18 protein-coding genes are annotated in these 24,775 nt (G+C 59.7%); 8 read left to right on the forward strand and 10 right to left on the reverse strand.

Annotation, left to right across the window (positions count from 1 at the left end):
* The first annotated feature begins 44 nt into the window (after positions 1-44).
* Positions 45-3,896, forward strand: a complete 3,852-nt coding sequence (locus D109_RS0116385; RefSeq protein ID WP_026078016.1) for a bifunctional diguanylate cyclase/phosphodiesterase — start codon at positions 45-47, stop codon at positions 3,894-3,896.
* Between the two features lie 241 nt (positions 3,897-4,137).
* A complete protein-coding gene (gene glyA, locus D109_RS0116390; RefSeq protein WP_008432824.1) occupies positions 4,138-5,391 on the forward strand; it encodes a serine hydroxymethyltransferase in 1,254 nt (417 codons plus the stop codon).
* A gap of 197 nt (positions 5,392-5,588) precedes the next feature.
* Here glyA and yjiA read toward each other — a convergent pair whose 3' ends face one another.
* The 3 genes from yjiA to D109_RS0116405 form a co-directional block, all read right to left on the reverse strand.
* On the reverse strand, positions 5,589-6,548 hold the full coding sequence (gene yjiA, locus D109_RS0116395) for a GTPase (RefSeq protein ID WP_017477835.1): 960 nt from the start codon (positions 6,546-6,548) through the stop codon (positions 5,589-5,591).
* Positions 6,549-6,704: 156 nt separating this feature from the next.
* Entirely contained in the window at positions 6,705-6,902 is a 198-nt protein-coding gene (locus D109_RS0116400) for a YbdD/YjiX family protein (protein WP_003176208.1), read from the reverse strand.
* A gap of 15 nt (positions 6,903-6,917) precedes the next feature.
* Positions 6,918-8,984 carry a carbon starvation CstA family protein gene (locus D109_RS0116405; protein ID WP_017477836.1) on the reverse strand — a complete coding sequence of 689 codons (2,067 nt, stop codon included), beginning with the start codon at positions 8,982-8,984 and terminating at the stop codon, positions 6,918-6,920.
* 173 nt (positions 8,985-9,157) lie between these two features.
* Here D109_RS0116405 and D109_RS0116410 point away from each other — a divergent pair, with 173 nt between their 5' ends.
* On the forward strand, positions 9,158-9,526 hold the full coding sequence (locus D109_RS0116410) for a PilZ domain-containing protein (RefSeq protein WP_017477837.1): 369 nt from the start codon (positions 9,158-9,160) through the stop codon (positions 9,524-9,526).
* A 115-nt stretch (positions 9,527-9,641) separates the two neighbouring features.
* Here D109_RS0116410 and radA read toward each other — a convergent pair whose 3' ends face one another.
* Genes radA through katB form a run of 3 tightly spaced genes read right to left on the reverse strand, consistent with a single transcriptional unit; the run spans position 9,642 to position 13,178 of the window.
* A complete protein-coding gene (radA, locus tag D109_RS0116415) occupies positions 9,642-11,009 on the reverse strand; it encodes a DNA repair protein RadA (RefSeq protein ID WP_003215821.1) in 1,368 nt (455 codons plus the stop codon).
* A 35-nt stretch (positions 11,010-11,044) separates the two neighbouring features.
* On the reverse strand, positions 11,045-11,584 hold the full coding sequence (locus D109_RS0116420; RefSeq protein ID WP_017477838.1) for an ankyrin repeat domain-containing protein: 540 nt from the start codon (positions 11,582-11,584) through the stop codon (positions 11,045-11,047).
* A gap of 52 nt (positions 11,585-11,636) precedes the next feature.
* A complete protein-coding gene (gene katB, locus D109_RS0116425; RefSeq protein ID WP_017477839.1) occupies positions 11,637-13,178 on the reverse strand; it encodes a catalase KatB in 1,542 nt (513 codons plus the stop codon).
* Positions 13,179-13,464: 286 nt separating this feature from the next.
* On the opposite strand from katB, the gene mscL reads away from it, so the two are divergent.
* Positions 13,465-13,881 (forward strand): large-conductance mechanosensitive channel protein MscL, encoded by a 417-nt coding sequence (mscL, locus tag D109_RS0116430; protein WP_003215816.1) that lies wholly within the window; start codon positions 13,465-13,467, stop codon positions 13,879-13,881.
* A 42-nt stretch (positions 13,882-13,923) separates the two neighbouring features.
* Here the strand turns inward: mscL and D109_RS0116435 are convergent, their stop codons facing one another.
* A complete protein-coding gene (locus D109_RS0116435; protein ID WP_017477840.1) occupies positions 13,924-14,700 on the reverse strand; it encodes a ferredoxin--NADP reductase in 777 nt (258 codons plus the stop codon).
* Between the two features lie 403 nt (positions 14,701-15,103).
* Here D109_RS0116435 and D109_RS0116440 point away from each other — a divergent pair, with 403 nt between their 5' ends.
* Both D109_RS0116440 and D109_RS0116445 read left to right on the forward strand, forming a co-directional pair.
* A complete protein-coding gene (locus D109_RS0116440; RefSeq protein WP_017477841.1) occupies positions 15,104-15,814 on the forward strand; it encodes a LuxR family transcriptional regulator in 711 nt (236 codons plus the stop codon).
* A 128-nt stretch (positions 15,815-15,942) separates the two neighbouring features.
* Positions 15,943-17,067: a methyltransferase gene (locus D109_RS0116445; RefSeq protein WP_017477842.1), complete on the forward strand. Its 1,125-nt coding sequence runs from the start codon at positions 15,943-15,945 to the stop codon at positions 17,065-17,067.
* Between the two features lie 41 nt (positions 17,068-17,108).
* Here the strand turns inward: D109_RS0116445 and D109_RS1000000132905 are convergent, their stop codons facing one another.
* From D109_RS1000000132905 to D109_RS0116460, 3 genes are read right to left on the reverse strand one after another with little or no spacing between them, the layout of a single operon-like run.
* Positions 17,109-17,276, reverse strand: a complete 168-nt coding sequence (locus D109_RS1000000132905) for a DUF2474 domain-containing protein (protein WP_017477843.1) — start codon at positions 17,274-17,276, stop codon at positions 17,109-17,111.
* 12 nt (positions 17,277-17,288) lie between these two features.
* A complete protein-coding gene (cydB, locus tag D109_RS0116455) occupies positions 17,289-18,296 on the reverse strand; it encodes a cytochrome d ubiquinol oxidase subunit II (protein WP_008432810.1) in 1,008 nt (335 codons plus the stop codon).
* 3 nt (positions 18,297-18,299) lie between these two features.
* Positions 18,300-19,739, reverse strand: a complete 1,440-nt coding sequence (locus tag D109_RS0116460) for a cytochrome ubiquinol oxidase subunit I (protein ID WP_017477844.1) — start codon at positions 19,737-19,739, stop codon at positions 18,300-18,302.
* Between the two features lie 1,110 nt (positions 19,740-20,849).
* Between D109_RS0116460 and D109_RS0116465 the strand changes: the two genes are divergently transcribed.
* Positions 20,850-22,088: an MFS transporter gene (locus tag D109_RS0116465; protein WP_017477845.1), complete on the forward strand. Its 1,239-nt coding sequence runs from the start codon at positions 20,850-20,852 to the stop codon at positions 22,086-22,088.
* 146 nt (positions 22,089-22,234) lie between these two features.
* Positions 22,235-24,730: a membrane-targeted effector domain-containing toxin gene (locus tag D109_RS0116470; protein ID WP_256219510.1), complete on the forward strand. Its 2,496-nt coding sequence runs from the start codon at positions 22,235-22,237 to the stop codon at positions 24,728-24,730.
* Positions 24,731-24,775 lie beyond the last annotated feature (45 nt).

The raw sequence follows: 24,775 nt of genomic DNA on the forward strand, positions 1-24,775 counted from the left end.
AGTGCACGTCGCGCGCCAGTCCAGCCAAACCGCAGGATCACAGTTTGTCCAACGTAACGCCGCCAACTCCCCTGCGCGCCGCTCATATAGCGCCGGGAGCGCCCCTGCACGGAACCCTGAAGGGCGCATTGGCGACGCTGGTCCTACTGCTGCTCGCGTTATTGTTCTGGCAACTGCTGGACCAACTGCAGCAAAACCAGAAAAACCAGCAGCAATACACCATCGACTACAGCGCCGACCTGGCCGAACAAATCAGCCTGAACATGGCCCTCAGTGCGCAGATCGCACTGAACCTGCTGCCGATCGTCGAGCCGCCGCGGGACACCGAACAGCAACAAATCCTGATGCGCACCCTGCAACGCTCCCTGCCGGAGTTGCGCAGCGTCGCCCTGCTCGCCCCCAGCGGCGCGATGATCAGTGACAGCGCCGGCGACAGCCAGGACAGCGCCTGGCTCGAAGAGCTGGTCAAACGCAGCCACGCCCAGTCCTACTACCTGAGCAACAACAACGACGGCACCGTCATCTACCTGCTGCTGCACCAGCCCAGCGGCGGCACCAAGATGTACTGGGCCTTGCGCCTGGCCCCCAATTACCTGGCCAACCTGACCCGCCAGGACAGCCAGGGCCAGCGCCCGATGTGGGTCATCGAAAACCGCCTCAACCACCGCGTGGTCAGCCGTGACAGCGGCATGCCGGCCCAATGGGCCTCGGCACTGACCCCGGACGAACTGAACAAAAGTGTGCTGGTCACGCCCCTGAGCAAAAGCGACTGGCAACTGCGTGGCCTGTTCGACCGCGCCGCCGTGCTGGAACAACTGCTGCCAGCGTTTATCGGCAAATGCCTGCTGGGCCTGGCCTTCTCGCTGATCCCGGTCATCGTGCTGTTGAACATGCGCCGCCGCCAGCGCCAGGTGCACGAGGGGCGCCGACGCTATCAGGATATTTTCGAAGGCACCGGCGTGGCCCTGTGCGTGCTCGACCTGTCGGGCCTGCGCGCGTTCTTCGACAAGACCCACTTGCAAACCTGCGAGCAACTGCAACAGTGGTTGCAAGACAACCCGGAGCAACGCCAGCAACTGCTCAAGGAGCTGCGCATCACCGAGGTCAATCAGGTGGCGGTGCGCCTGCTGAATGTCGCCTCTTGCGAACAAGCCTGGGAGCGCCTGATCGACGCTTGCCCGTCGAGCCCGACCGCCATCGGTAACCAGGTGATCGACGCGGTACTGACCCAACAAAAACAGCTCGAACTGGAAATCCAGCTCAGCGACGTTGAAGGCAACGACCAATACCTGTGGCTGGTGATGCGCCTGCCGGAGCAACAGGACGACTTCAAGGCGGTGATCCTGAGCATCAGCGACATCACCAGCCGCAAGCTGATCGAGCTGTCGCTGGTGGAGCGCGAGGGTTTCTGGTCGGACGTGGTGCGCACCGTGCCCGATCACCTGTATGTGCAGGATGTAATCAGCCAGCGGATGATTTTCAGCAACCACCATCTGGGCCACACCCTGGGCTACAACAAGCCCGAGTTGCAGCAGATGGGCGAGTACTTCTGGGAAATCCTGCTGCACCCCGAAGACGCCGAGCGTTACCACGACCTGCGCCTGCAACAGCGCCAGGCCGGCTACCTGAGCCAACTGCAGTGCCAGTTGCGCTTTCGTCACCGCAACAACCAATGGCGGCGCTTTGATATCCGCGAACAGGCCCTGGCCCGGGACAAGACCGACCAGGTCACCCGCATCATCGGTGTGGCCAAGGACATCACCGACCAGATCGAGGCCAGCGAATCCCTGCGCGACAGCGAACAGCGCTACCGCATGCTGGCCGAAAGCATCAGCGACGTCATCTTCTCCACCGACAGCAAGCTGGCCCTCAACTACGTCAGCCCTTCGGTGAACGCGGTGCTGGGCTACGACGTGGACTGGATCTTCGAAAACGGCTGGCAATCGACCATCGCCAACCCGCAGCAACTCACGGGCATCTACAGCCTGGTAGAGCAAGTCAGCCGCGCCCTGGACCAACCCGAATCCCTCGCGGCCTTGCGCAACGACGTGCAGACCCAGCTGTTCCTGTTCGACTGCCTGCGGGCCGACGGGCGCAAGGTTCCCATCGAACTGCGCCTGGTGCTGGTGTGGGACGAGCACGGCGCGTTCGAAGGCATCCTCGGCGTGGGTCGCGATATCAGCCAGCAACGCCGCGCGGAAAAAGACCTGCGCATGGCGGCCACGGTATTCGAACACTCGACTTCGGCGATCCTGATCACCGACCCGGCCGGCTATATCGTGCAGGCCAACGAGGCGTTCAGCCGGGTCAGCGGTTATGCGGTGGCGGACGTGCTCGACCAGTTGCCGAACATGCTCACCGTCGACGAACAGCAGGAAGCTCACCTGCGCTACGTGCTCAAGCAATTGCACCAGCACAGCACCTGGGAAGGCGAAGTGTGGCTCAAGCGCCGCAACGGCGAGCATTACCCGGCCTGGGTCGGGATTACCGCCGTCTTCGATGACGAAGGCGACCTGGCCAGCTACGTGTGCTTCTTCAGTGACATCAGCGAGCGCAAGGCCAGCGAACAGCGGATCCACCGCCTGGCCTACTACGACGCCCTGACCCACCTGCCCAACCGCACGCTGTTCCAGGACCGCCTGCACACCGCGTTGCAGTCGGCGGAACGGCAGAAGTCGTGGGTGGTGCTGATGTTCCTCGACCTCGACCGTTTCAAGCCGATCAACGACTCCCTGGGCCACGCCGCCGGCGACCGCATGCTCAAGGAAATGGCCACCCGCCTGCTGGGCTGCGTGGCCGAAGACGACACCGTGGCGCGCATGGGTGGCGACGAATTCACGTTGCTGCTGCAACCGCGGGTCAACCGTGAGATGGCGCTGAACCGCGCGATTCATGTGGCCGAGCAGATTCTCGCCAGCCTGGTGAAGCCATTCGTACTGGAAGGCCGTGAATTCTTCGTCACTGCCAGTATTGGCATCGCCCTGAGCCCGCAGGACGGCAACGAACTCAGCCAGTTGATGAAGAACGCCGACACCGCGATGTACCACGCCAAGGAGCGCGGCAAGAACAACTTCCAGTTCTACCAGGCCGACATGAACGCCAGCGCCCTGGAACGTCTGGAGCTGGAAAGCGACCTGCGCCACGCTCTGGAACAGAATGAATTCGTGCTGTATTACCAGCCGCAGTTCAGCGGCGACGGCAAACGCCTGACGGGCGCCGAAGCCCTGCTGCGCTGGCGCCATCCCCGTCGCGGGCTGGTGCCGCCGGGGGACTTTATCCCGGTGCTGGAGGAGTTGGGGCTGGTGGTGGACGTGGGCGACTGGGTAATCAGCGAAGCCTGCCGCCAACTCAAGACCTGGCACCAGAACAAGGTGCGGGTGCCCAAGGTCTCGGTGAACATCTCGGCCCGGCAGTTCTCCGACGGGCAACTGGGTGAGCGCATCGCCACCATCCTCAAGGACACGGGCCTGCCGCCGGCGTGCCTGGAGCTGGAACTGACCGAAAGTATCCTGATGCGCGAGGTCAACGAGGCGATGCAGATCCTCGCCAGCCTGAAAAACCTCGGCCTGAGCATTGCGGTAGACGACTTCGGCACCGGTTATTCATCGCTGAACTACCTCAAGCAATTCCCCATCGACGTGCTGAAGATCGACCGCACCTTTGTCGATGGCCTGCCGTCGGGTGAGCAGGATGCGCAGATTGCCCGGGCAATTATTGCCATGGCCCACAGCCTGAACCTGGCGGTGATCGCCGAGGGTGTGGAAACCCATGAGCAGCTGGACTTCCTGCGGGAGCATGGTTGCGATGAGGTGCAGGGCTACCTGTTTGGGCGACCGATGCCGGCGAGCCGGTTTGAGGCGCAGTTCAGCAATGATGCGCTGTTCATGTTCGACTGAAATCCTGCTGTGATGCTGATGGCCTCTTCGCGAGCAAGCCCGCTCCCACACTCGACCGCATTCCCCCTGAAGGAACCCGATTGAATGTGGGAGCGGGCTTGCTCGCGAAGGGGGCCGCACAAACACCACCCATCCCCAGATGAGCCCCGCTTGTCCGCGACATGATGTCCTTTCATATGCCATCTAAAACCCATTGGGTTAGAATGCGCTTCTTTTCTGCCCCCGATCCTTGAGGACCGCCATGTTCAGCCGTGATTTGACTATTGCCAAGTACGACGCCGATCTCTTTGCCGCCATGGAGCAAGAAGCTCAGCGCCAGGAAGAGCACATTGAGCTGATCGCTTCGGAAAACTACACCAGCCCCGCCGTGATGGAGGCTCAAGGTTCGGTTCTGACCAACAAGTACGCCGAAGGCTACCCGGGCAAGCGCTACTACGGTGGTTGCGAGTTCGTCGACATCGTTGAGCAGCTGGCCATCGACCGCGCCAAGGAACTGTTCGGCGCCGATTACGCCAACGTCCAGCCGCACGCCGGCTCCCAAGCCAACAGCGCCGTGTACCTGGCCCTGCTGCAAGCAGGCGACACCATCCTGGGCATGAGCCTGGCCCACGGCGGTCACCTGACCCACGGCGCCAGCGTTTCCTCCTCCGGCAAGCTGTACAACGCCGTTCAGTACGGCATCGACGGCAACGGCCTGATCGACTACGACGAAGTCGAGCGCCTGGCGGTTGAGCACAAGCCGAAAATGATCGTGGCCGGTTTCTCTGCCTACTCGCAGATCCTGGATTTCCCACGCTTCCGCGAAATCGCCGACAAGGTCGGTGCCTACCTGTTCGTCGACATGGCCCACGTTGCTGGCCTGGTTGCCGCTGGCGTGTACCCGAACCCGGTTCCGTTCGCTGACGTGGTGACCACCACCACCCACAAGACCCTGCGCGGTCCACGTGGCGGCCTGATCCTGGCTCGCGCCAACGCCGAGATCGAGAAGAAGCTGAACTCCGCCGTATTCCCAGGTGGCCAGGGCGGCCCGCTGGAGCACGTGATCGCCGCTAAAGCGATCTGCTTCAAGGAAGCGTTGCAGCCTGAGTTCAAGACCTACCAGCAGCAAGTGGTGAAAAACGCCAAGGCCATGGCCGGCGTGTTCATCGAGCGCGGTTTTGACGTGGTATCCGGCGGTACTGAGAACCACCTGTTCCTGCTCTCGCTGATCAAGCAAGACATCTCCGGTAAAGACGCTGACGCCGCGCTGGGCAAAGCCTTCATCACCGTGAACAAGAACTCGGTACCGAACGACCCACGTTCGCCGTTCGTCACCTCCGGCCTGCGCTTCGGCACCCCGGCTGTGACCACTCGTGGCTTCAAGGAAGCAGAGTGCAAGGAACTGGCTGGCTGGATCTGCGACATCCTGGCTGACCTGAACAACGAAGCAGTGATTGATGCTGTTCGTGAGAAGGTCAAGGCCATCTGCAAGAAGCTGCCGGTATACGGCGCTTGATTGCAGTTGCTTGAATGAAAAGCCCGGCCTTTGAGCCGGGCTTGTTCATGCCTGAAAACTCTGCTTTCTCAATTTGAAATGACATCAAATGTGGGAGCGGGCTTGCTCGCGAAAGCGGTGTGTCAGTTGATGCATGTGCTGACTGACACACCGCTTTCGCGAGCAAGCCCGCTCCCACATTTTGACTGCGTTTCAAGTCAGGATTGGTAAACCCGCGCAAAGCCTTCGCGAATCTTCGCTTCCGGCAATTCATCGGCAATAAACACAATCACACTTTCCCGCGTCTCGCCTTCGGCCCATTCGGTGTCCCAATCGAACCCGTAGAGCTTCAGCACGCCCTGGAACACCATGCGCCGGTCTTCCCCGGCAATGTTCAGCACGCCCTTGTAGCGCAGCAGTTGCTTGCCGTGGTCTTCCAGCAGTTCGTTCATGAACTCGCTGAGTTTGTCGATATCCAGTGGCTGGTCGGTGCGCAGCACCAGGCTGGAAATCCGGTCGATGGACGGCGCCTGGCTCACCGGGCGCAGGCTCATGCCGGCATTGAGGTTGAAGCCGCGCACATCCAGCAGTTCGGCGAGGTCGATCTTGCCGTGTTCCACCACGCGAATCGGTGCGCGGCGGTTGATACGGGTCAGGCGCTCGCTGAGGGCGTCAAAGGTGGCGTCGTCCACCAGGTCGCGCTTGCTCACCAGCAGGCGGTCGGCGAAACCGATCTGCGCCTGGGCGATGGTCTGGGTCAGGTGGTGCTCGGCGTGGGCCGCGTCCACCAACGTGATGATGCCGTCGAGGATATAGCGCTCGCGCAGTTCTTCATCTATGAAAAAGGTCTGGGCCACCGGGGCCGGGTCAGCCAGGCCGGTGCATTCGATCACCAGGCGGTCGAAGGCGATTTCACCACTGTCCAGGCGCTCCAGCAGCAGGTACAGGGCTTTGGTCAGGTCGGTGTGGATGGTGCAGCACACGCAGCCATTGGACAGGGTCATGACTTGCACCGGCTCGGTGCCCAGCAGTTGGGTGTCGATACCGGCGTCGCTGAATTCGTTTTCGATCACGGCGATTTTCAAGCCGTGTTCAGCCTTGAGCAGGTGGCGCAACAAGGTGGTCTTGCCGGCGCCGAGGAAGCCGCTGAGGACGGTGACGGGAATGGGAGAGGACAAAGACAGTTCTCCTTATAACTGAAGGTACACAAAACAAATGTGGGAGCGGGCTTGCTCGCGAAGGCGGCGTGTCAGTCAGCACAGGCATCACTGAAAGACCGCCTTCGCGAGCAAGCCCGCTCCCACAAGGGATCACCGCAACCCGTACTTACCGGGCTAGCAGCATTTGGGCCCACCCTTGCCGCCGTAACGGGCTTCCTGGCGTTCACGGAAGAACGCCTTGTAGTCCATCATCGGCTTGTCCGGGTGTTTGGTTTGCATATGCTCGACGTAAGTGTCGTAGTCGGGCATGCCGACCATCAGGCGTGCGGCCTGACCGAGGTATTTACCGAGGCGACTGATGTCATTGAACATGATTGCAATCCTCTATCAAGCGTCCGGGATGGCCTGGAATGGCGCTTCTTTATCCGTACGTTCCTTTTTACCCCAGGCGGCGATGCCGACCTTGAGCGCATAGAACAGGATGCTGAAGACCACGAACAGGAACAGCGCCGTCAGCGTTGCGTTGGTGTAGGCGTTCCAGATCACGTGTTGCATCTGGTCGATGCTCTTGGCCGGTGCGAGGATCTGGCCGGCGGCCAGGGCATCGCTGTACTTCTTGGCCAGGGACAGGAAGCCGATCGCCGGATTGGCGTCGAACAGCTTGATGAAGCCTGCGGTCACGGTGCAGATCAGCAGCCAGACAGCCGGCAGCATGGTCACCCAGATATAGCGCTGGCGTTTCATTTTGATCAGCACAACCGTGGCGAGCATCAGCGCGATACCGGCCAGCATCTGGTTGGAGATACCGAACAGCGGCCACAAGGTGTTGATGCCGCCCAGTGGGTCGATCACGCCTTGGTACAGCAGGTAACCCCACATCGCCACACAACCTGCGGTGGCAATCAGGTTGGCGGTCCAGGACTCGGTACGCTTGAGCGCCGGCACAAAGGAGCCGAGCAGATCCTGAAGCATGAAGCGACCGGCACGGGTACCGGCGTCGACTGCCGTCAGGATGAACAGCGCTTCGAACAGGATCGCAAAGTGGTACCAGAACGCCATGGTGTTTTCACCCGGCAGGACACTGTGCAGGATCTGCGCGATACCGACCGCCAGGGTCGGCGCACCGCCGGCACGGGCCAGGATGGTGGACTCACCTATGTCATGGGCCACCGCCTGCAACGCTTCCGGGGTAATTGCAAAACCCCAGCTGCTGACGGTTTGCGCAACGGTCACCACGTCAGCACCGACAATGGCGGCCGGGCTGTTCATGGCGAAGTACACGCCTGGCTCGATCACCGAAGCGGCAACCATCGCCATGATGGCCACGAACGACTCCATCAACATGCCGCCGTAGCCGATGTAACGGGCGTGCCCTTCATTGGCCAGCAACTTGGGCGTGGTGCCCGAGGAGATCAGTGCGTGGAAACCCGAGACCGCGCCACAGGCGATGGTGATGAACAGGAACGGGAACAGGCCGCCCTTCCACACCGGGCCAGTGCCATCGATGAATTGGGTCAGCGCCGGCATTTTCAGGTCGGGCATGGTCACCAGGATGCCAATTGCCAACGCGATGATGGTGCCGATTTTCAGGAAAGTAGACAGGTAGTCACGTGGCGCAAGGATCAGCCACACCGGTAACACGGCGGCCACAAAGCCATAACCCACCAACATCCAGGTGATCTGGATCCCGGTAAAGCTGAAGGCCTTGGCCCACACCGGGTCCGCGGCAATCTGCCCGCCCAGCCAGATCGAGCCCAGCAGCAACAGCACGCCGACAATCGAGATCTCGCCGATGCGGCCCGGGCGGATGTAGCGCATGTAGATGCCCATGAACATCGCGATCGGGATGGTTGCCATCACCGTGAAGATGCCCCACGGGCTTTCGGCCAGGGCCTTGACCACGATCAGCGCCAGCACCGCGAGGATGATGATCATGATCAGGAAGCAGCCAAACAGCGCAATGGTCCCGGGCACGCGGCCCATTTCTTCGCGGACCATATCCCCCAGGGAACGGCCGTTGCGACGGGTGGACAGGAACAGGACCATGAAGTCCTGCACCGCCCCCGCCAGCACCACGCCGGCGATCAGCCACAAGGTGCCGGGCAGGTACCCCATCTGCGCGGCCAGGACCGGGCCGACCAAAGGCCCTGCGCCAGCGATTGCCGCAAAGTGGTGACCGAAAAGGATGTGTTTGTTGGTCGGCACATAGTCCAGACCGTCGTTGTTGAGCACAGCGGGGGTCGCCCGCAATGGATCGAGCTGCATCACATGGTTAGCGATGAACAGACTGTAGTAACGGTAAGCAACCAGATAAATGGCCACTGCTGCGACCACAATCCACAAGGCGTTGATCGCCTCGCCGCGGCGCAAGGCCACTACGCCCAGGGCGCACGCTCCTACGATTGCCAGCAGCAGCCAGGGTAGATGGCGTAGCAGGCTATTATTATTTTTCATTTTTATATTCCAGCCAGGGTGGACAGAAAGACAGCCATCCCGAGTTTAGCGCTACTGGCCTCAAAGGCCACCCCCCTACGTTGGTCTAGAGCCTTGCCGGGGCGAAAAAAGCAGAAAAAACTGCCCGATGATGGCGCACGGCTACAATTCGTTTATCCACAGAGGGTTTCACCATGAGCGAACAGCCTTCAGACCGACGCCGTTTCCGACGCATCGCCTTCGATGCCAGGACCGAGCTCACGCAAGACGGCCATGTCTGGTCGGTGCAATTGGTAGATTTGTCGCTCAAGGGCTTGCTGGTGCAACGGCCGCAGGACTGGCAAGGCCATCGCTATGAGTCGTTCGACGTGGACATTCATCTGGACGCCGCGACCGACGTGAAGATGCAGGTGCGGCTGACCCATGACGATCATGGGCAGCTCGGTTTTGTGTGCGAGCACATCGACCTCGACTCCATCAGCCACCTGCGGCGGATAATCGAGTTGAACCTCGGCGATCAGGCAGAGCTGGAGCGGGAGTTCGCGGCCTTGCTGGAGATCTGAACATGTGGGAGCTGGCTTGCCTGCGATGGCGGTGTGTCAGTTTGCATATCAATCAGCTGATACACCGCCATCGTGGGCAAGCCCGGCTCCTACAGGGGTGATGGGTGGCTGGCGACTATTCGAACAGGGCATCCAGCGCCTGCTCCAGGCGCGTCACCCCGATCACTTGCAGCCCCGGTGGCATTTCTTTCGGCGCATTGCCCTTGGGCACGATGGCGCGCTTGAAGCCGTGCTTGGCCGCTTCCTTCAGGCGCTCCTGGCCGCTGGGCACCGGGCGCACTTCACCCGACAGCCCCACCTCGCCGAACACCAGCAAGTCGTGGGGCAACGGGCGGTTGCGCAGGCTGGACATCACTGCCGCCATCAACGCCAGGTCGGACGCGGTTTCCAGCACCTTGACCCCGCCGACCACGTTTAGGAACACGTCTTGGTCATGGGTAGGAATGCCGCCGTGGCGGTGCAATACCGCCAGCAACATCGCCAGGCGGTTCTGATCCAGGCCCAAGGTGACCCGGCGCGGGTTGGCCAAGTGGCTGTCGTCCACCAGCGCCTGCACTTCCACCAGCATCGGCCGGGTGCCTTCCCACGTCGCCATCACCACACTGCCCGGGACTTCTTCCTGGGCGCGGGTAAGAAAAATTGCCGACGGGTTGGAGACTTCTTTCAAGCCCCGGTCAGTCATGGCGAACACTCCGAGCTCGTTGACCGCGCCAAAACGGTTCTTCACCGCCCGCAACAAACGCAACCGCCCGTCGGACTCGCCTTCGAAATACAGCACGGTGTCGACCATGTGTTCCAGCACCCGCGGCCCGGCCAGCGCGCCTTCCTTGGTCACGTGGCCCACCAGGAAAATCGCCGTGCCGCTCTGTTTCGCATAGCGCACCAGCAGCGCAGCACTTTCCCGCACCTGGGACACGCCACCCGGTGCTGATTGCAGTTGTTCGGTGAAAATCGTCTGGATCGAGTCGATCACCATCACCTTGGGCTTTTCCAGACGCGCGGTGGCGATGATGCTTTCGATGCAGGTTTCGGTCATCACCCGCAATTGATCCTGGGGCAAGCCCAACCGGCGCGCACGCATGGCCACCTGCTGCTGGGATTCTTCGCCGGTGACATACAGCGCCGGCATGCGGCTGGCGATGCTGCACAGGGTTTGCAGCAGGATCGTGGATTTACCGATCCCCGGGTCACCGCCAATCAGCACCACCGAGCCGTCCACCAGGCCGCCGCCCAACACGCGATCCAGCTCACCGGAGGCCGTGGAGAAACGCGGAATTTCTTCGACGCTGACTTCCGCCAGGGTCTTGATCTGGGTTTGCTGCCCGGTCCAGCCGGAACGACCGCTGGGGGCCACGGCGCCACCGCTCTCGATCATGGTTTCGGTCAGGGTGTTCCACGCACCGCATTCCGTGCACTGGCCGGCCCACTTGGGAAAGGTCGCGCCGCACTCCGTGCAGCCATACATGCGCTTGGCCTTTGCCATTTGAGAACCTCCAACCGAAAAACCGCGATGATAGCTCAGCGCGGCGCCGGGGTACGGATTTCACCGCTGGCCAAACGTGAAGCGCTGTTACCGATCGGGTCTTCGGCATTCAGATCGGCGCCCTTGGCTTTCAGCTCATCCAGCAATTCCAAACGCTTGAACAGCCCGGCATACATGGCCGCCGTTTGTCCGGCGCCGTTGCGCTGGTCGGGGTTGCAGTCGGTGGCCAGCAGGCGCTGGGCGATTTTCAGCTCCCCCTTGAAGATCGCGCCCATCAAGGCGGTGTTGCCGCGCTTGTCCTGTACACAGGCGTCGGCACCGGCGGCGAGCAATCGGTCCACGTAGGCCCCCTCGCCGTGATAGGCGGCAAGAATCAGCGCGGTGTAACCTTTTTCATCCTGGGTATTCAGCGAATAACCGGATTCGATGAAGGTGTTGAGCATGTCCACGTCGCCACGGCGGGCGGCATCGAAGTAATAATCCTGTAGCTGTGCCTGGACCGCTTGCGGGTCAGGCGACTCGGCATGGGCGGTGAGGGCCAGTAAGGCGGTGAATAACGCGATGTAGATACGCATGGGGTTTCTCCTGCCAGGGTGTCGGCGCCCGCTCGGGCGCCGACGGGGCCAATCAGTCAGTCAGCTTTTCAGCCAGCGCCTTGACGCGGGCCAGGTCGCCCTTGGCAACTTTGGTCACGCCAGTGCCGTACTCCGGATCCGCCTTGTAGAGGAACGACAGGATGATGTGTTTGCTCTCGTCATCGGTGGTGGCCAGGGAGCCGCCGAAGTTGTCGATCAAGTCCTGACGCTCTTTCTTGTTGAACGAGCGGTACAGGTCGCCGGCCTGCTTGAAGTTCTGCTCACGCTGGATCTTCGCCTGCTGGGTACTGCCCGACAGGGCCGACTGGCTGTAACGCGCGGTTTGCGGCTCTTCCCGTGGCAGCAGGCGGCTTGGCTGGTAGTTCACGCCGGTGGTGGTCTTGCCGAAGTTCATCGCGCCGTCCTGGTTACCGTTGTTGACGGTCACCCGGGGTGCATTGATCGGCAGTTGCAGGGCGTTTGGCCCCAGGCGGTACATTTGCGTATCGGCATAGGAGAACACCCGGCCTTGCAGCAGGCGGTCTTCCGACGGCTCGATGCCCGGCACCAGGTTGGCCGGTGCCATGGCCACTTGCTCGGTTTCCTGGAAGACGTTGGCCGGGTTGCGGTTCAGCACCATCTGCCCGACTTTGCGCTCTGGTACGTTAGGCCAGATCTTGGTGGCGTCCAGCGGGTCAAAATCAAACTTGGCCAAGTCTTCAGGTTTAAGTACTTGCACATACAAGTCCCACTTGGGGAAGTCGCCCTTGTTAATGTGCGTGACCAAGTCATTGGTCATATGGCTGTAATCACGCCCTTGGACTTCAGTGACCTGTTTTGGATCAAGGTTCTTGATGCCTTGCAGGCTCTTCCAGTGGAACTTGACGTAGTGCACTTCGCCCTTGGCGTTAATCAACTTGTAGGCGTGCACACCATTACCGTCCATTTCCCGGTAACTGGCAGGCGTGCCGGAGTCCGAATACAACTCGGTCAACGTACGAGTGGACTCCGGAACATGGGAGAAGAAATCAAAACGACGGGAATCGTCATCCAGGTTAGTGCGCGGGTCTGGTTTAAAGGCGTGAACCATGTCCGGGAACTTGATCGCATCGCGAATAAAGAACGTCGGGAAGTTATTACCGACCAAGTCCCAGTTACCTTCGGCGGTGTAGAACTTGGTGGCGAAGCCGCGTGGATCACGCAGGGTTTCCGGCGAATGGTTGCCGTGAACGACCGCAGAAAACCGCACAAATACCGGCGTGGCTTCACCGGCGGCAAATACCTTGGCCTTGGTCAGGTCGCTGAGGTTGTCGGTGACGGTGAACGTACCGTGGGCGCCGGTGCCTCGGGCATGTACAACACGCTCTGGAATACGCTCACGATCAAAGCGCTGTAGTTTCTGGATCAGTTGCACGTCTTGCAACAGGACCGGGCCATTGGCCCCGGCGGTTTGCGAGTTCTGATTGTCACCAACCGCTGCACCATTATCACGGGTGAGGTTGGCGGCGTGTACGGACAGCGAAAGAAGACTGGCGCTCACTACAAACAGCACCTGTCGCGCAGAAATAGGCCCGCGGCTAATAGGGTTTTTCATCGAGGTATCCTCTGGTTTTTTTAGTGCACATTGAGTTGTGCTTGCCAGAGGCTAGTGACCCGGGAGTCAGAAGATAAATAGAAAAGCCGTACCAACCCGATTAAGAAAATAGTGTGGTAACCCCCTGAAATAGCGGGTATTCCGCGCGCGATTGGTGGCACTTTGCAAACTATTTGCGATTTAATGTGTCGATAAAAACGGACACTGTAAGCAGTTGTGTCGCGCAAGCCGCGCCACACTGTCTTACACTGGCTTCTACCTCCTCATCTGTAACAAGGAATAACCTATGGGCGTGTTAAGTGAGTTCAAGGCCTTCGCGGTCAAAGGTAATGTGGTCGACATGGCCGTCGGTATTATCATCGGCGCCGCCTTCGGCAAAATCGTTTCCTCCTTTGTAGGCGACGTGGTGATGCCGCCCATCGGCCTGTTGATCGGAGGGGTCGATTTTGGCGACTTGGCCGTGACGCTCAAGGCCGCCCAGGGCGATGCGCCTGCCGTGGTGCTGGCGTACGGCAAGTTCATCCAGAGCGTGATCGACTTTGTGATCGTTGCTTTTGCGATCTTCATGGGCGTGAAGGCCATCAACCGCCTGAAGCGCGAAGAGGCCGTGGCGCCTAGCCTGCCGCCGGTCCCGACCAAGGAAGAAGTGCTGCTGGGGGAGATCCGCGATCTGCTCAAGGCACAGAACAGCAAGCCCGAGTAAGCTCGGCAAATAAAACAAAGGCGCCTTCAGGGCGCCTTTGTTTTACCAGTAGTTTTCTACCGCGACCTGGCCTGGGCGGCGGGTCAGGCTCAGTTGCATGTCACGCTGTTTCAGCAACTGGCGCGTGTCGTCGATCATCTGCGGGTTGCCGCAAATCATTACTCTGGAATGCTCAGGGGTCAGCGCCACACCTGCGGCGCGTTCCAGTTCACCGTTCTCGATCAGCGTAGTAATCCGGCCATTCAGCGCGCCCGGATGCTGCTCGCGGGTGACGATGGGAAGGTAAGTGAGCTTGTGGACGTGCTCCGCCAGGTACTCACGCTCACCCAATTCATGGATCAACGACTGGTAAGCCAACTCTTGGGCTTCGCGGGCGCTATAGACGAGAATAATCCGCTCGAATTTCTCCCAGACCTCGAAGTCCTGCAGGATCGATAGAAACGGCGCAATGCCGGTACCGGTACCCAACAGCCACAGATCGCGACCATCCACAAACCGGTCCAGGGTCAAAAAGCCCGTGGCCTGGCGCTCCACCAGCAGGGTATCGCCCTTGCGCAGGCGGCTGAGCTCACTGGTGAACTCACCACCCGGCACGACGATAGAGAAGAAATCCAGGTGCTCGTCAAAGGGCGACGACACCACCGAATAGGCCCGCCACACAATGCTGCCATCGGCCTTGGTCACCCCCAGGCGCACGAATTGCCCGGCGCGAAAGCGAAAGCCCGGATCTCGGGTAGTGCGCAGGGTAAACAGGCTGGGGGTCAGCGATTGCACGTCGAGCAAGGTCTGGCGGGTGTATTTTTCAGCACTGGCCGTCATGGGAAACTCCATTTGCAGAGGCCCCTAGTGTCCCCCAAAGCGCCGCCTGGAAACACCGATGGTTTGTGCTGGCATTGCCGCTACACACATGGGCAACCGCTGGGCGGTACTAAATATTTGGCTATTAGCAGTCTTCCAACAAGCCATTAGATGACAGAATGTAACTAAACATTAAAAAGCTGCATTCATAGCAAGTCCTTAAAAAAAATAGAAAAAGCTTATCGAGCGCCTGAAACTTGTACACCGCAGCTCGGTTGTACAAATGTTATTGGCCTAACGCCCGACTGAACATAACCATTTTTTTATTTCGAGCTGTAGCCGTTGTCCTACACTATTTTTTCATGTCGTAACCGGGGACCTTGGAAGTACCCCATGTAAAAAACGTGCACATGGAGAGTTACCGATGGTCAACTGGCACAACACTCGCTTGCCCAAACTTGAAGGGGAAAGCGAAATAACCAGTATGTACGAAGCAGCCCTCAACCTGACTTACGAGCTTGGCTTCCAATACTGCGCATTCACCCTGAGTTCTCATCTACCCAACAACCAAACGAAAACCTTCAACCTCAACAACTATTCAAATGAATGGAATACGCTGTACAGGCAAGAGCACTACTTCGACCTCGACCCTGTAGTTGCGCATTGCAAACGCTCGGTTCTACCGATCGTATGGGACGAGAAAACCTTTTCCTCGGTACCGGACTTATGGGCTCATGCCCAGTCCAACGGATTGAATTTCGGATGGACCCAATCTGTTCATGACTTCCAGGGTGTTTTCAGCATGCTGAACCTGGGGCGCACCATCGGCCCAGTGGGCCCTGAAGAACTCTATGAAAAAGCCGGACAAGTACTCTGGATTTGCCACGCCATGCACGCGGTGGTGGCTAAAAAATATGCAAACGAGCCCAGTCCGCATGCGCCCAGCAAATTGACCCCGCGTGAAACCGAAATCCTGCAATGGTCGGCCATGGGCAAGACCGCCTCGGACATCGCCACCATCCTGTGCCTGTCCGAACGCACGGTCGGCTTCCATATCAGCAGTGCGATGAAGAAGCTGGGAGTCAGTAACAAGATTGCCGCAGTGATCACGGCAGTGAAATGCGGGTTGTTTTAAACACCGCATGTAATCCAGGGGAAAAAAAAGTAACATTTGCGGCCAGTTCCGGGTGATGACGCGAGCCCCTGATGCGCCTCGCGTCGCCGCTCACCCCGATGGTTCGCTTACCCAGAGTCTCCCCCGCCATGCCCCTGCTCGACAGCCCCTTCGCCCAACTCGACCTGATCCGTCAGCCAGAACAGCACAACGACCCGCTACAAGCGTTTGATGCAGCCGATGAGTATTTGCTCAGCTACCTGGCGGAACAGCAGCCGACGCTTGCGACCCGCGTGCTGGTGCTCAACGACAGTTTCGGCGCGCTGTCGGCCAGCCTCGAAGGGCATGTGCAGGTCACCTCCAGTGGTGACTCGTTCCTCGGTGCCCTGGGCCTGGAAAAAAACCTGGCACGCAACGGCAAGGCCTTCGACGCGGTAACGTTCCTGTCCGCCAGCCAGACACCGACCGGGCCTTTCGACCGCGTGCTGATCCGCGTGCCGAAAACCCTGGCCCTGCTCGAAGAACAACTGATTCGCCTGCAAGGCCAATTGGCACCCGGCGCCGAGGTGATTGCCGGGGCGATGGTCAAGCACTTGCCACGGGCTGCCGGCGAATTGCTGGAGCGCTATGTCGGCCCGATGCACGCCTCACTGGCGGTAAAAAAGGCCCGCCTGCTGATCGCCACCCTGGCCGATCGGCCACACGCTGTATCGCCCTACCCTACACGCTATAGCCTGGAAACTCCGGCCATCGAACTGCTCAACCACGCCAACGTGTTCTGCCGCGAAGGCCTGGACATCGGCACCCGGGCCTTCCTGCCGCACCTGCCGGCAAACCTGGGGGGCGCCCGCGTGGCGGACCTGGGCTGCGGCAACGGCGTATTGGCGATTGCCAGCGCACTGCAGAATCCGCAGGCGCAGTACACGTTGGTGGATGAGTCCTATATGGCCGTGCAATCGGCGGCCGAAAACTGGCGCGCCGCCCTGGGTGAACGCGAGGTGCTGATTCGCCCCGGCGACGGCCTGGCCGATCAGGAAGCGCAGTCACTGGATGTGGTGCTGTGCAACCCGCCGTTCCACCAGCAGCAAGTGGTGGGAGACTTCCTCGCCTGGCGCATGTTCCAGCAAGCGCGGGAAGCTTTGGTAGTGGGCGGCGCCCTGTACATCGTCGGCAACCGTCACTTGGGTTATCACACCAAGTTGGCGCGGTTGTTCCGCGGCGTCGAGCAAGTGGCGACCACGCCGAAGTTCGTGGTCCTCAAGGCACGCAAATAAAAAAGCCCTCCATAAAGGAGGGCAATGGTTACAACGGGATGTCAGTGGGTGGTCAGGCCCGCGGCGTTCATGAACAGGCGCATCAGGCTGGCCACCACGAACAGGGCCAGGACGCTGCCGGTCCAGATCATCGCCAGCCAGCCCAGGCGCTGCCAGAGCGGCTTTTTCTCGGCCTGTTCGATGTCGTGCAACGAAGGTTTGCCGGACATGAGTCAATCCTCCTAGTGATAACCGTCTTCGTGGGTGACCTTGCCGCGGAACACGTAGTAGCTCCAGAAGGTGTAGCCCAGGATGAACGGGATGATGAACAAGGTGCCCACCAGCATGAAGCCCTGGCTTTGCGGCGGCGCGGCGGCATCCCAGATTGATACTGACGGCGGGATGATGTTCGGCCACAGGCTGATCCCCAAGCCGCTGTAGCCAAGGAAGATCAGCACCAGCGTCAGCAGGAACGGCGTGTAGTGCGCATTGCGGGCCACGGCGCGAATCAGTCCGTACATGGTCACCAGTACCAGGATCGGCACCGGCAGGAACCAGAACAGGTTAGGCAGGGTGAACCAGCGCGACGCGATTTCCGGATGGGCCAGCGGCGTCCAGAGGCTGACGATACCGATCACCGCCAGCACCACGAAGGCCAGGGGCCGCGCCAGGTTGTGCATCTTCTCCTGCAAGCTGCCTTCGGTCTTCATGATCAACCAGGTGCAACCCAACAGCGCATACGCCACGATCAGGGCCACGCCGCAGAACATCGTGAACGGCGTCAGCCAATCCAGTGAACCACCGGCAAACTGGCGGTCGACCACCGGGATGCCATCAATGAACGCCCCCAGCGCTACGCCCTGGAAGAACGTCGCCGCCAGCGAGCCGCCGATGAAGGCCTTGTCCCACAGGTGACGCTTGTCGTCCTTGGCCTTGAAGCGGAACTCAAACGCCACGCCGCGAAAGATCAGCCCTATCAGCATCAGCATCAGTGGCAGGTACAGCGCCGAGAGCACCACCGAATAGGCCAGCGGGAACGCGCCGAACAACGCCGCGCCGCCCAGTACCAGCCAGGTTTCGTTGCCGTCCCACACGGGGGCGACGGTGTTCATCATCACGTCACGGTCGGTCTTGCCCGGGATAAACGGGAAGAGAATGCCGATCCCCAGGTCAAAGCCGTCCATGACCACGTACATCATGATGCCGAAGATGATGATCACGGCCCAGATCAGCGGAAGATCAATACCCATGGCTCAGTTCCCCTTGTTCAGGCTGTCGCCGTGATCGGCGTCATGGCTGTCATCGGCGGCCGACAATGGCCGGGCCGGTGTGCGTTTCTGACCGGGGCCACCATGGCTGACCTCTGCACCCTCGTTGATCACCGGACCTTTGCGCACCAGGCGCATCATGTAGCCCAGGCCCGCACCGAACAGCGCGAAGTACACCACCACAAACAACACCAACGTAATGCTCATCTGCGCAAAGCTGTGGTTGGACGAGGCGTCCGCCGTACGCATCAGCCCGTAGACCACCCACGGCTGTCGGCCGATTTCGGTGGTGAACCAGCCGGCGAGAATTGCGATCAGACCGGATGGGCCCATCCACAGCGCCAGGTACAGGAACGGCTTGGACGTGTACATCTTGTCGCCCTTGCGCAGCCAGAGGCTGAACAGGCCGGTAAAGATCATCAGGAAGCCCAGGCCCACCATGACCCGGAACGACCAGAACACGATGGTCGAGTTGGGACGGTCCTCAGGCGGGAACTCCTTGAGGGCCGGCACCTGCTTGTCCAGGGAGTGGGTCAGGATCAGGCTGCCCAGGTACGGGATTTCCACCGCGAACTTGGTTTTTTCAGCCTTCATGTCCGGCCAGCCGAACAGGATCAGCGGCGTGGGCTCGTTGCCGATATTTTCCCAGTGGCCTTCAATCGCGGCGATCTTCGCCGGCTGATGCTTCAGGGTATTCAGGCCATGGAAGTCACCGATGACCGCCTGGATCGGCGCGACGATCAGCGCCATCCACATCGCCATCGACAGCATGGTGCGGATCGCCGGGTTGTCTTTGCCGCGCAGCAAGTGCCAGGCTGCCGAAGAACCGACGAAGAACGCGGTCGCGACGAAGGCTGCCGTGGCCATGTGCATCAGACGATAGGGGAACGACGGGGTGAAGATCACAGCCAGCCAGTCGGTAGGAATCACCCGGCCATCAATGATTTCAAAGCCCTGTGGCGTCTGCATCCAGCTGTTGGACGCGAGAATCCAGAAGGTCGAGATCAGCGTGCCGACGGCCACCATCACCGTGGCAAAGAAGTGCAGTTTGCGCCCGACCTTGTTCCAGCCGAACAGCATGACCCCCAGGAAACCGGCTTCGAGGAAGAACGCCGTGAGCACTTCATAGGTCAGCAAGGGCCCGGTGACGGCGCCGGCGAAGTCCGAGAAGCGGCTCCAGTTGGTGCCGAACTGATAGGCCATGACCAGGCCGGAGACCACGCCCATGCCGAAGTTGACGGCAAAGATCTTCGACCAGAAATGGTAGAGGTCACGGTAGGTGTCGTTGTGGGTCTTGAGCCACAGGCCTTCCAGCACCGCAAGGTAACTGGCCAGGCCGATGGTGATGGCCGGGAACAGGATATGGAATGAGATGGTGAACGCGAATTGAATTCGGGCGAGATCTAGCGCCTCCAAACCGAACATAAGTCTTCCTCTGTCAGGTAATACCGAATGCTGGCTGGAGGCCTGCACCCACTGCCCCCACGGATATGGAGTGTGGCGAATTCAAATTCGTTTCTTTTTATAACCAATCACGCAGGGATTCTGGCCTTGCGGCCGCCAGAGCAATCCCGGCGAAGGTTTTGATCTGGGTCAAGCATTGCTGAAAGAGTAGTCCGATTTTCGCGAGAGCAAGGCGTGGTCTTTTGCCGCGTGACAGGTTGCCTCAGTGGTGAGTGAGCGTTGCCTTTGGTGAGATTGGGCGTGCTTTGGGTGTATATCCGTTATCTGGGTAACGGCCGCCTATGGTTCCGCTCTTACAGCGGCTCACTTTTGAAGAGCGCAAAAGTAAGCAAAACGCTCTTGCCCACCACTCGGCACCTCGCTAATGCTCGGTGTGCCCTCCGGCGTGGTTTAACGGGGCGCCTAAGATCAAGATCAAAAGCAAGAGCACAGCGGCCTACAGGCCGGCTTGAGTGTTGAAGAGCAAAATCAAAATCTAAAGCGGGCACAGTCCAAATGTGGGAGCGGGCTTGCTCGCGAAGGTCGTTAACGATAACGCGGGCATCCTGATTCAACGCGGCGCCCTCAGGTTTTTCGCGAGCAAGCCCGCTCCCACAGAAAAGCAGATCTGTTTTCGCTCTGGTCTTTGCTTTTGCTTTTAACACTCAAGCCGGCCGGGAGGCCGCTGTGCTCTTGCTTTTGATCTTAGGCGCCCCGTTAAACCACGATGGCCGCAAGTAGGCACGGTGGAGCGGCTAAATCGGCAGGGAAGCCGATTTAGCCGCGCCGGGCCATGGATGGCCCGTCGCGGCGGCCCGCGGAATCGGGCCGGAGTGCGGGCATGCCGAGCCTAAGCGAGGCACCGAGTGGTGGGGCAAAGACCTTTTGGTTACTTTTAGCTGGGCCGGCATTCCGGGCGTTTGCCAAAAGTGGCCCGCTGTAAGAGCGGAACCATAAGCCGCCGTGACCGAGGAAACGGATATGTACTCAGTCAGGGGCGCCCATATCTCATCCCCCCCACCCCACCTACGCAACTATTGGTTACAAGTTGGTGATAACCTCACCTTTCCCCCACCCAGACCCGCCTCCCCGATGCCCAGTGAACCCGCGCTGCTGTTACGTCATCACCGCCCTTTCATCGCGTTCTGGCTGGCGCGGATCTTCACCGCCAGCGGCTTCCAGATGCTCACCGTGGCCATCGGCTGGAACCTCTACCAACTGACCGGCAACGTGCTGGACCTGGGCTTGGTCGGCCTGGTGGAGTTCGTGCCACGGGTGCTGTTCATGCTGCATACCGGCCATGTGGCCGACCGCTATGAACGGCGCAAGGTCGCGGCCATCTGCCAGACCGTGCAGGCGTTGATCGCGCTGTCCCTGGCGATTGGCGGGCTGACCGGCAACGTCACCCGCGAGATGATTTTTATCCTGGCGTTCCTGCTGGGTGCGGCGCGTTCGTTTGAAATGCCCACCACCCAGGCCCTGCTGCCGAGCATCGTGCCCACTGCACTGTTTCCCCGCGCCGTGGCGTCGTCGCAGTCGGCACAGCAATTGGCCACTATCGTGGCGCCGGCGTTGGGCGGTTTGTTGTACGCCTTCGGCAGTGTCTGGGTGTATGGCCCTACGGTGGTGCTGTACCTGATTGCCTGCGTGCTGACCCTGAACCTGCCTGCGCGCCAGACGCCGCTGAACAAGGCCAAGGCGACCATGGATTCGCTGCTGGCCGGGATTCGTTTTATCCGCAGCCGGCCGGACATCCTCGGGGCTATTTCCCTGGACTTGTTTGCCGTACTGCTGGGCGGTGCCACCGCATTGCTGCCGGTGTTTGCCAAGGACATCCTGCTGACCGGGCCGTGGGGGCTCGGGCTGCTGCGGTCGGCGCCGGCAGTCGGGGCGTTGCTGATGTCGTTGTGGCTGGCGCGGTTTGCCGTAGACCGGCACGTCGGGCGGATCATGTTTACGGCGGTTGGGGTGTTTGGCGTGGCCACCATCGCGTTCGGCCTGTCGACCTCGTTCTGGTTCTCCCTCGCCGTGCTGGTGGTATTGGGCGCAGCGGACATGATCAGCATGGTGATCCGCGCCTCGTTCGTGCAGCTGGAAACCCCGGATGAAATGCGCGGCCGGGTCAGCGCAGTCAACGGGCTGTTTATCGGCGCGTCTAATCAGTTGGGCGAGTTTGAGTCCGGGATCACCGCTCACTGGTTCGGCACCGTGCCCGCCGTGGTCATGGGCGGCATCGGCACGCTGGTGGTGACCGGGGTCTGGATCAAACTGTTCCCGACCCTGGCCAACCGCGACCGCATGCATGTGCCGCAGGAGCAGGCCAAAGCGTAAGCCGTCCAGGGGACGGTACCGCCTGTTGAGTCAGTGTGTATCAGCCGAGATGGAACGACTTCTTACGTCAGAATCACTCAAGGGTTACGACGTCGCGGGAAAACTCCCGCGATACCGAAAACCTTTAGACCTGGCAGAGAATAAAGATGACCGTTGCTAGCGCATCCATTCGGACAACGCCCCCCACTCAATTGCAGAGCACATCCTGGGATACCCCCAACGACAGCTATACCTTGCCGGCCAGCAAGGATCGGTTCACGGAGCGATTGGCAAACGATCTGAATACCGGGCGCATGAGCCCTGAAGTTAATCAAATGGCGGATGCCATGATGTGGCCGGGCAAAAATGGCCTGCCCAAAGTGCACGTCAAGACGTTCGCTGTCGACGGTATCCAAGCCAAGGACATCGTCTTTATACAACGCGCCCTTCCGGTGCCAGACGCCCCCAACGTCGTACTTTTTATTCCGGAAAAAGAAGGGCGCTCGTTTCATGCCTTCAAGACCGTCGAAGACATGAATCGATGGTTAAAGACACTGGCCAATGACCCCAAGCAACTGGAAGTGTTCAGCCAGCACTTCGCAGAGGGCGCAAGCCCTGCAAAAAAAGCACGCGTCGTCGATACGATGACGCGCTACAAAGACAACGATATCAACGCCATTGTCGGGCCTTATGCCAATGAGGGCGGCGATATTTTCGCGCGCCTGGATAAGGAAATGTCTGCGCCACCGGCGGCTGTTAACGGCTTGACTCATCTTAGACAGGAGCGCACCTCGCCCGAGGGGAGGACGCTCTATTCCGGGCAACGTGCTGACGGTGAAAATGTCTTTTTTGAATATGACGCCTACGGAAACTTTCTGGGCAACGATAAACAGAACAACTTCTATTTTGTTAAAGATGGCCTGAACACTCAAAAGCCACTCTTGGCGATAACGGAGCACGCGTTCAAAACAAAGGTTTTGAATGAAGCCGCCAGTAACGTAGGCGCGAACGATATCAGGGGGCTCTACGATGAGCTTCTCAATCACCTTGAGCACCCCTTTTCCGGTGCCGGGGACGTTTTGCTACAACTGGGCGTGAATAAAAACACCGCAGACACCGTAGACCGATACCTGGACAACCCCTTCAGCGCGCTGCTGCTGGACCTGAACAAGAACAATCAGATTGGCAAGGTGTTCGGTGTCGATAAACAGACCATGGACTCCGAATTAAATGGGGTTGGTGATACCGCCCAGGGGTTTGTCCCTTTCTATGGCCAGGCCAGGGCACTCTCCGCGTTATTGGCGAAGGCCCTTCGAAATGAGCCAATGAGCGATCAGGAGAAAAGAGATCTGGCCGATGGGCTTGTACTGAAACCGAACAGCCCTGCCAGGAAAGGCCTGCCAGGATCGCCACCACGCCGTGAGCCTCACGGCAAGACAAATGAATACACACCCGCCGCCCTTGATGCCAAGCCTACACAGCCTTTCAAAAATCCACGTGAGAACTCTGCCCCCAGTGGCACCGAGCAAGATCCGGCAACGCCGGCGGATCGCCCCAATCGTCTTCGCCCCTCTCAATGGTCAGACATCAGCAGCCACGCCGTGGCGCAGGGTGAACAACTGATCTCGGGGGCTCACGCCAACGCCAGGGGCATATATCAAGTCAAAGGCCCAGAAGGCGCAGACCGGTGGTTTATACGGATGAGCAATGCAGAAAATATCGGCCATGTGTATGAGATCGACGGCAAATTCAAGACCCGTGACGGCTATGTCAACGTTATCGACCCCATCACCAGGAAGACCGTGATAACCGTCCACGCCACCGGGGGCGGCGCCTGGGAGCCGATCAATGGCCCAGGGGGCATAAAGTGGCCATGGCAATCGGCGAGCCCCACGACTAAACCCTTTGACCCCGGTGCTTATGACTATCCAGCGAACGGAGAAGCTTCATCTTCAAAGACGCGCGAAAAAATAGACAAACAGTTGAAAAACGACGCTGGCAGCTATCATAAAAAAGCCGAAACCAAGGAGCGTCCCGTTCACCCCGGACTCCCCCACGATGCTTCCGCGCCAGAGGTCATCAAAACGGTCTACAAAAAATCAGACGGCATGATTGTTGGGGAGGATCACTCCCAATCCGCTGGGCTGCGCCTGCTTATTGATAACGCCAGCGAACTGCAGAATAACCAGGTCAAAACGCTGTACTCGGAGGGCTTCGATCATTCGCTTCAAGCCGACCTGGATCATTTTTACGAAACGGGTGAGTTTTCTGCGCCATTAAGAACAAATTTGAAATTAATTGACCGAGCCCACAGCGGGCACGGTAACTACACCAACCGAGAACTTTTGATAAAAATGCGGGACCATGGCATTCGCGTGAAAGCGATTGATGTGCCCTCTGTCGAACCCAAATCGACGCGCCTTAAAAACATGAACTACTATGCGGCCAAATTGATCGAGAGCGATCAAGCCGCCAACCCCCAGGCGAAATGGGTCGCCCGCGTTGGCAGCGACCATGTGTTCACCTATGACGGCGAACCCCCTGTTCGCGGGATTTCTGAATTGACCGGCGCAACAGGGGTTTGCCTGGATACAGCAATACCCGACAAAGGTCCTTCGGTCATTCAATCGCGAGACAAAACAGAAATCTACATTGAGCTATAAAGCCTGGGGGTGTAATACCGCCGGGTAACGCGTGGTGGCGCAAAC

Origin of the sequence: Pseudomonas sp. PAMC 26793 (assembly GCF_000313235.1) — a bacterium.
GTDB lineage: Bacteria > Pseudomonadota > Gammaproteobacteria > Pseudomonadales > Pseudomonadaceae > Aquipseudomonas > Aquipseudomonas yamanorum.

Bases quoted from the DNA above. Each gene is read 5' to 3' on its own strand.
- glyA (WP_008432824.1), top strand. From the start codon at position 4,138: ATGTTCAGCCGTGATTTGACTATTGCCAAGTACGACGCCGATCTCTTT.
- D109_RS0116400 (WP_003176208.1), bottom strand. From the start codon at position 6,902: ATGTTCAATGACATCAGTCGCCTCGGTAAATACCTCGGTCAGGCCGCA.
- D109_RS0116405 (WP_017477836.1), bottom strand. From the start codon at position 8,984: ATGAAAAATAATAATAGCCTGCTACGCCATCTACCCTGGCTGCTGCTG.
- D109_RS0116410 (WP_017477837.1), top strand. From the start codon at position 9,158: ATGAGCGAACAGCCTTCAGACCGACGCCGTTTCCGACGCATCGCCTTC.
- radA (WP_003215821.1), bottom strand. From the start codon at position 11,009: ATGGCAAAGGCCAAGCGCATGTATGGCTGCACGGAGTGCGGCGCGACC.
- D109_RS0116420 (WP_017477838.1), bottom strand. From the start codon at position 11,584: ATGCGTATCTACATCGCGTTATTCACCGCCTTACTGGCCCTCACCGCC.
- katB (WP_017477839.1), bottom strand. From the start codon at position 13,178: ATGAAAAACCCTATTAGCCGCGGGCCTATTTCTGCGCGACAGGTGCTG.
- mscL (WP_003215816.1), top strand. From the start codon at position 13,465: ATGGGCGTGTTAAGTGAGTTCAAGGCCTTCGCGGTCAAAGGTAATGTG.
- D109_RS0116435 (WP_017477840.1), bottom strand. From the start codon at position 14,700: ATGACGGCCAGTGCTGAAAAATACACCCGCCAGACCTTGCTCGACGTG.
- D109_RS0116440 (WP_017477841.1), top strand. From the start codon at position 15,104: ATGGTCAACTGGCACAACACTCGCTTGCCCAAACTTGAAGGGGAAAGC.
- D109_RS0116445 (WP_017477842.1), top strand. From the start codon at position 15,943: ATGCCCCTGCTCGACAGCCCCTTCGCCCAACTCGACCTGATCCGTCAG.
- D109_RS1000000132905 (WP_017477843.1), bottom strand. From the start codon at position 17,276: ATGTCCGGCAAACCTTCGTTGCACGACATCGAACAGGCCGAGAAAAAG.
- cydB (WP_008432810.1), bottom strand. From the start codon at position 18,296: ATGGGTATTGATCTTCCGCTGATCTGGGCCGTGATCATCATCTTCGGC.
- D109_RS0116460 (WP_017477844.1), bottom strand. From the start codon at position 19,739: ATGTTCGGTTTGGAGGCGCTAGATCTCGCCCGAATTCAATTCGCGTTC.
- D109_RS0116465 (WP_017477845.1), top strand. From the start codon at position 20,850: ATGCCCAGTGAACCCGCGCTGCTGTTACGTCATCACCGCCCTTTCATC.
- D109_RS0116470 (WP_256219510.1), top strand. From the start codon at position 22,235: ATGACCGTTGCTAGCGCATCCATTCGGACAACGCCCCCCACTCAATTG.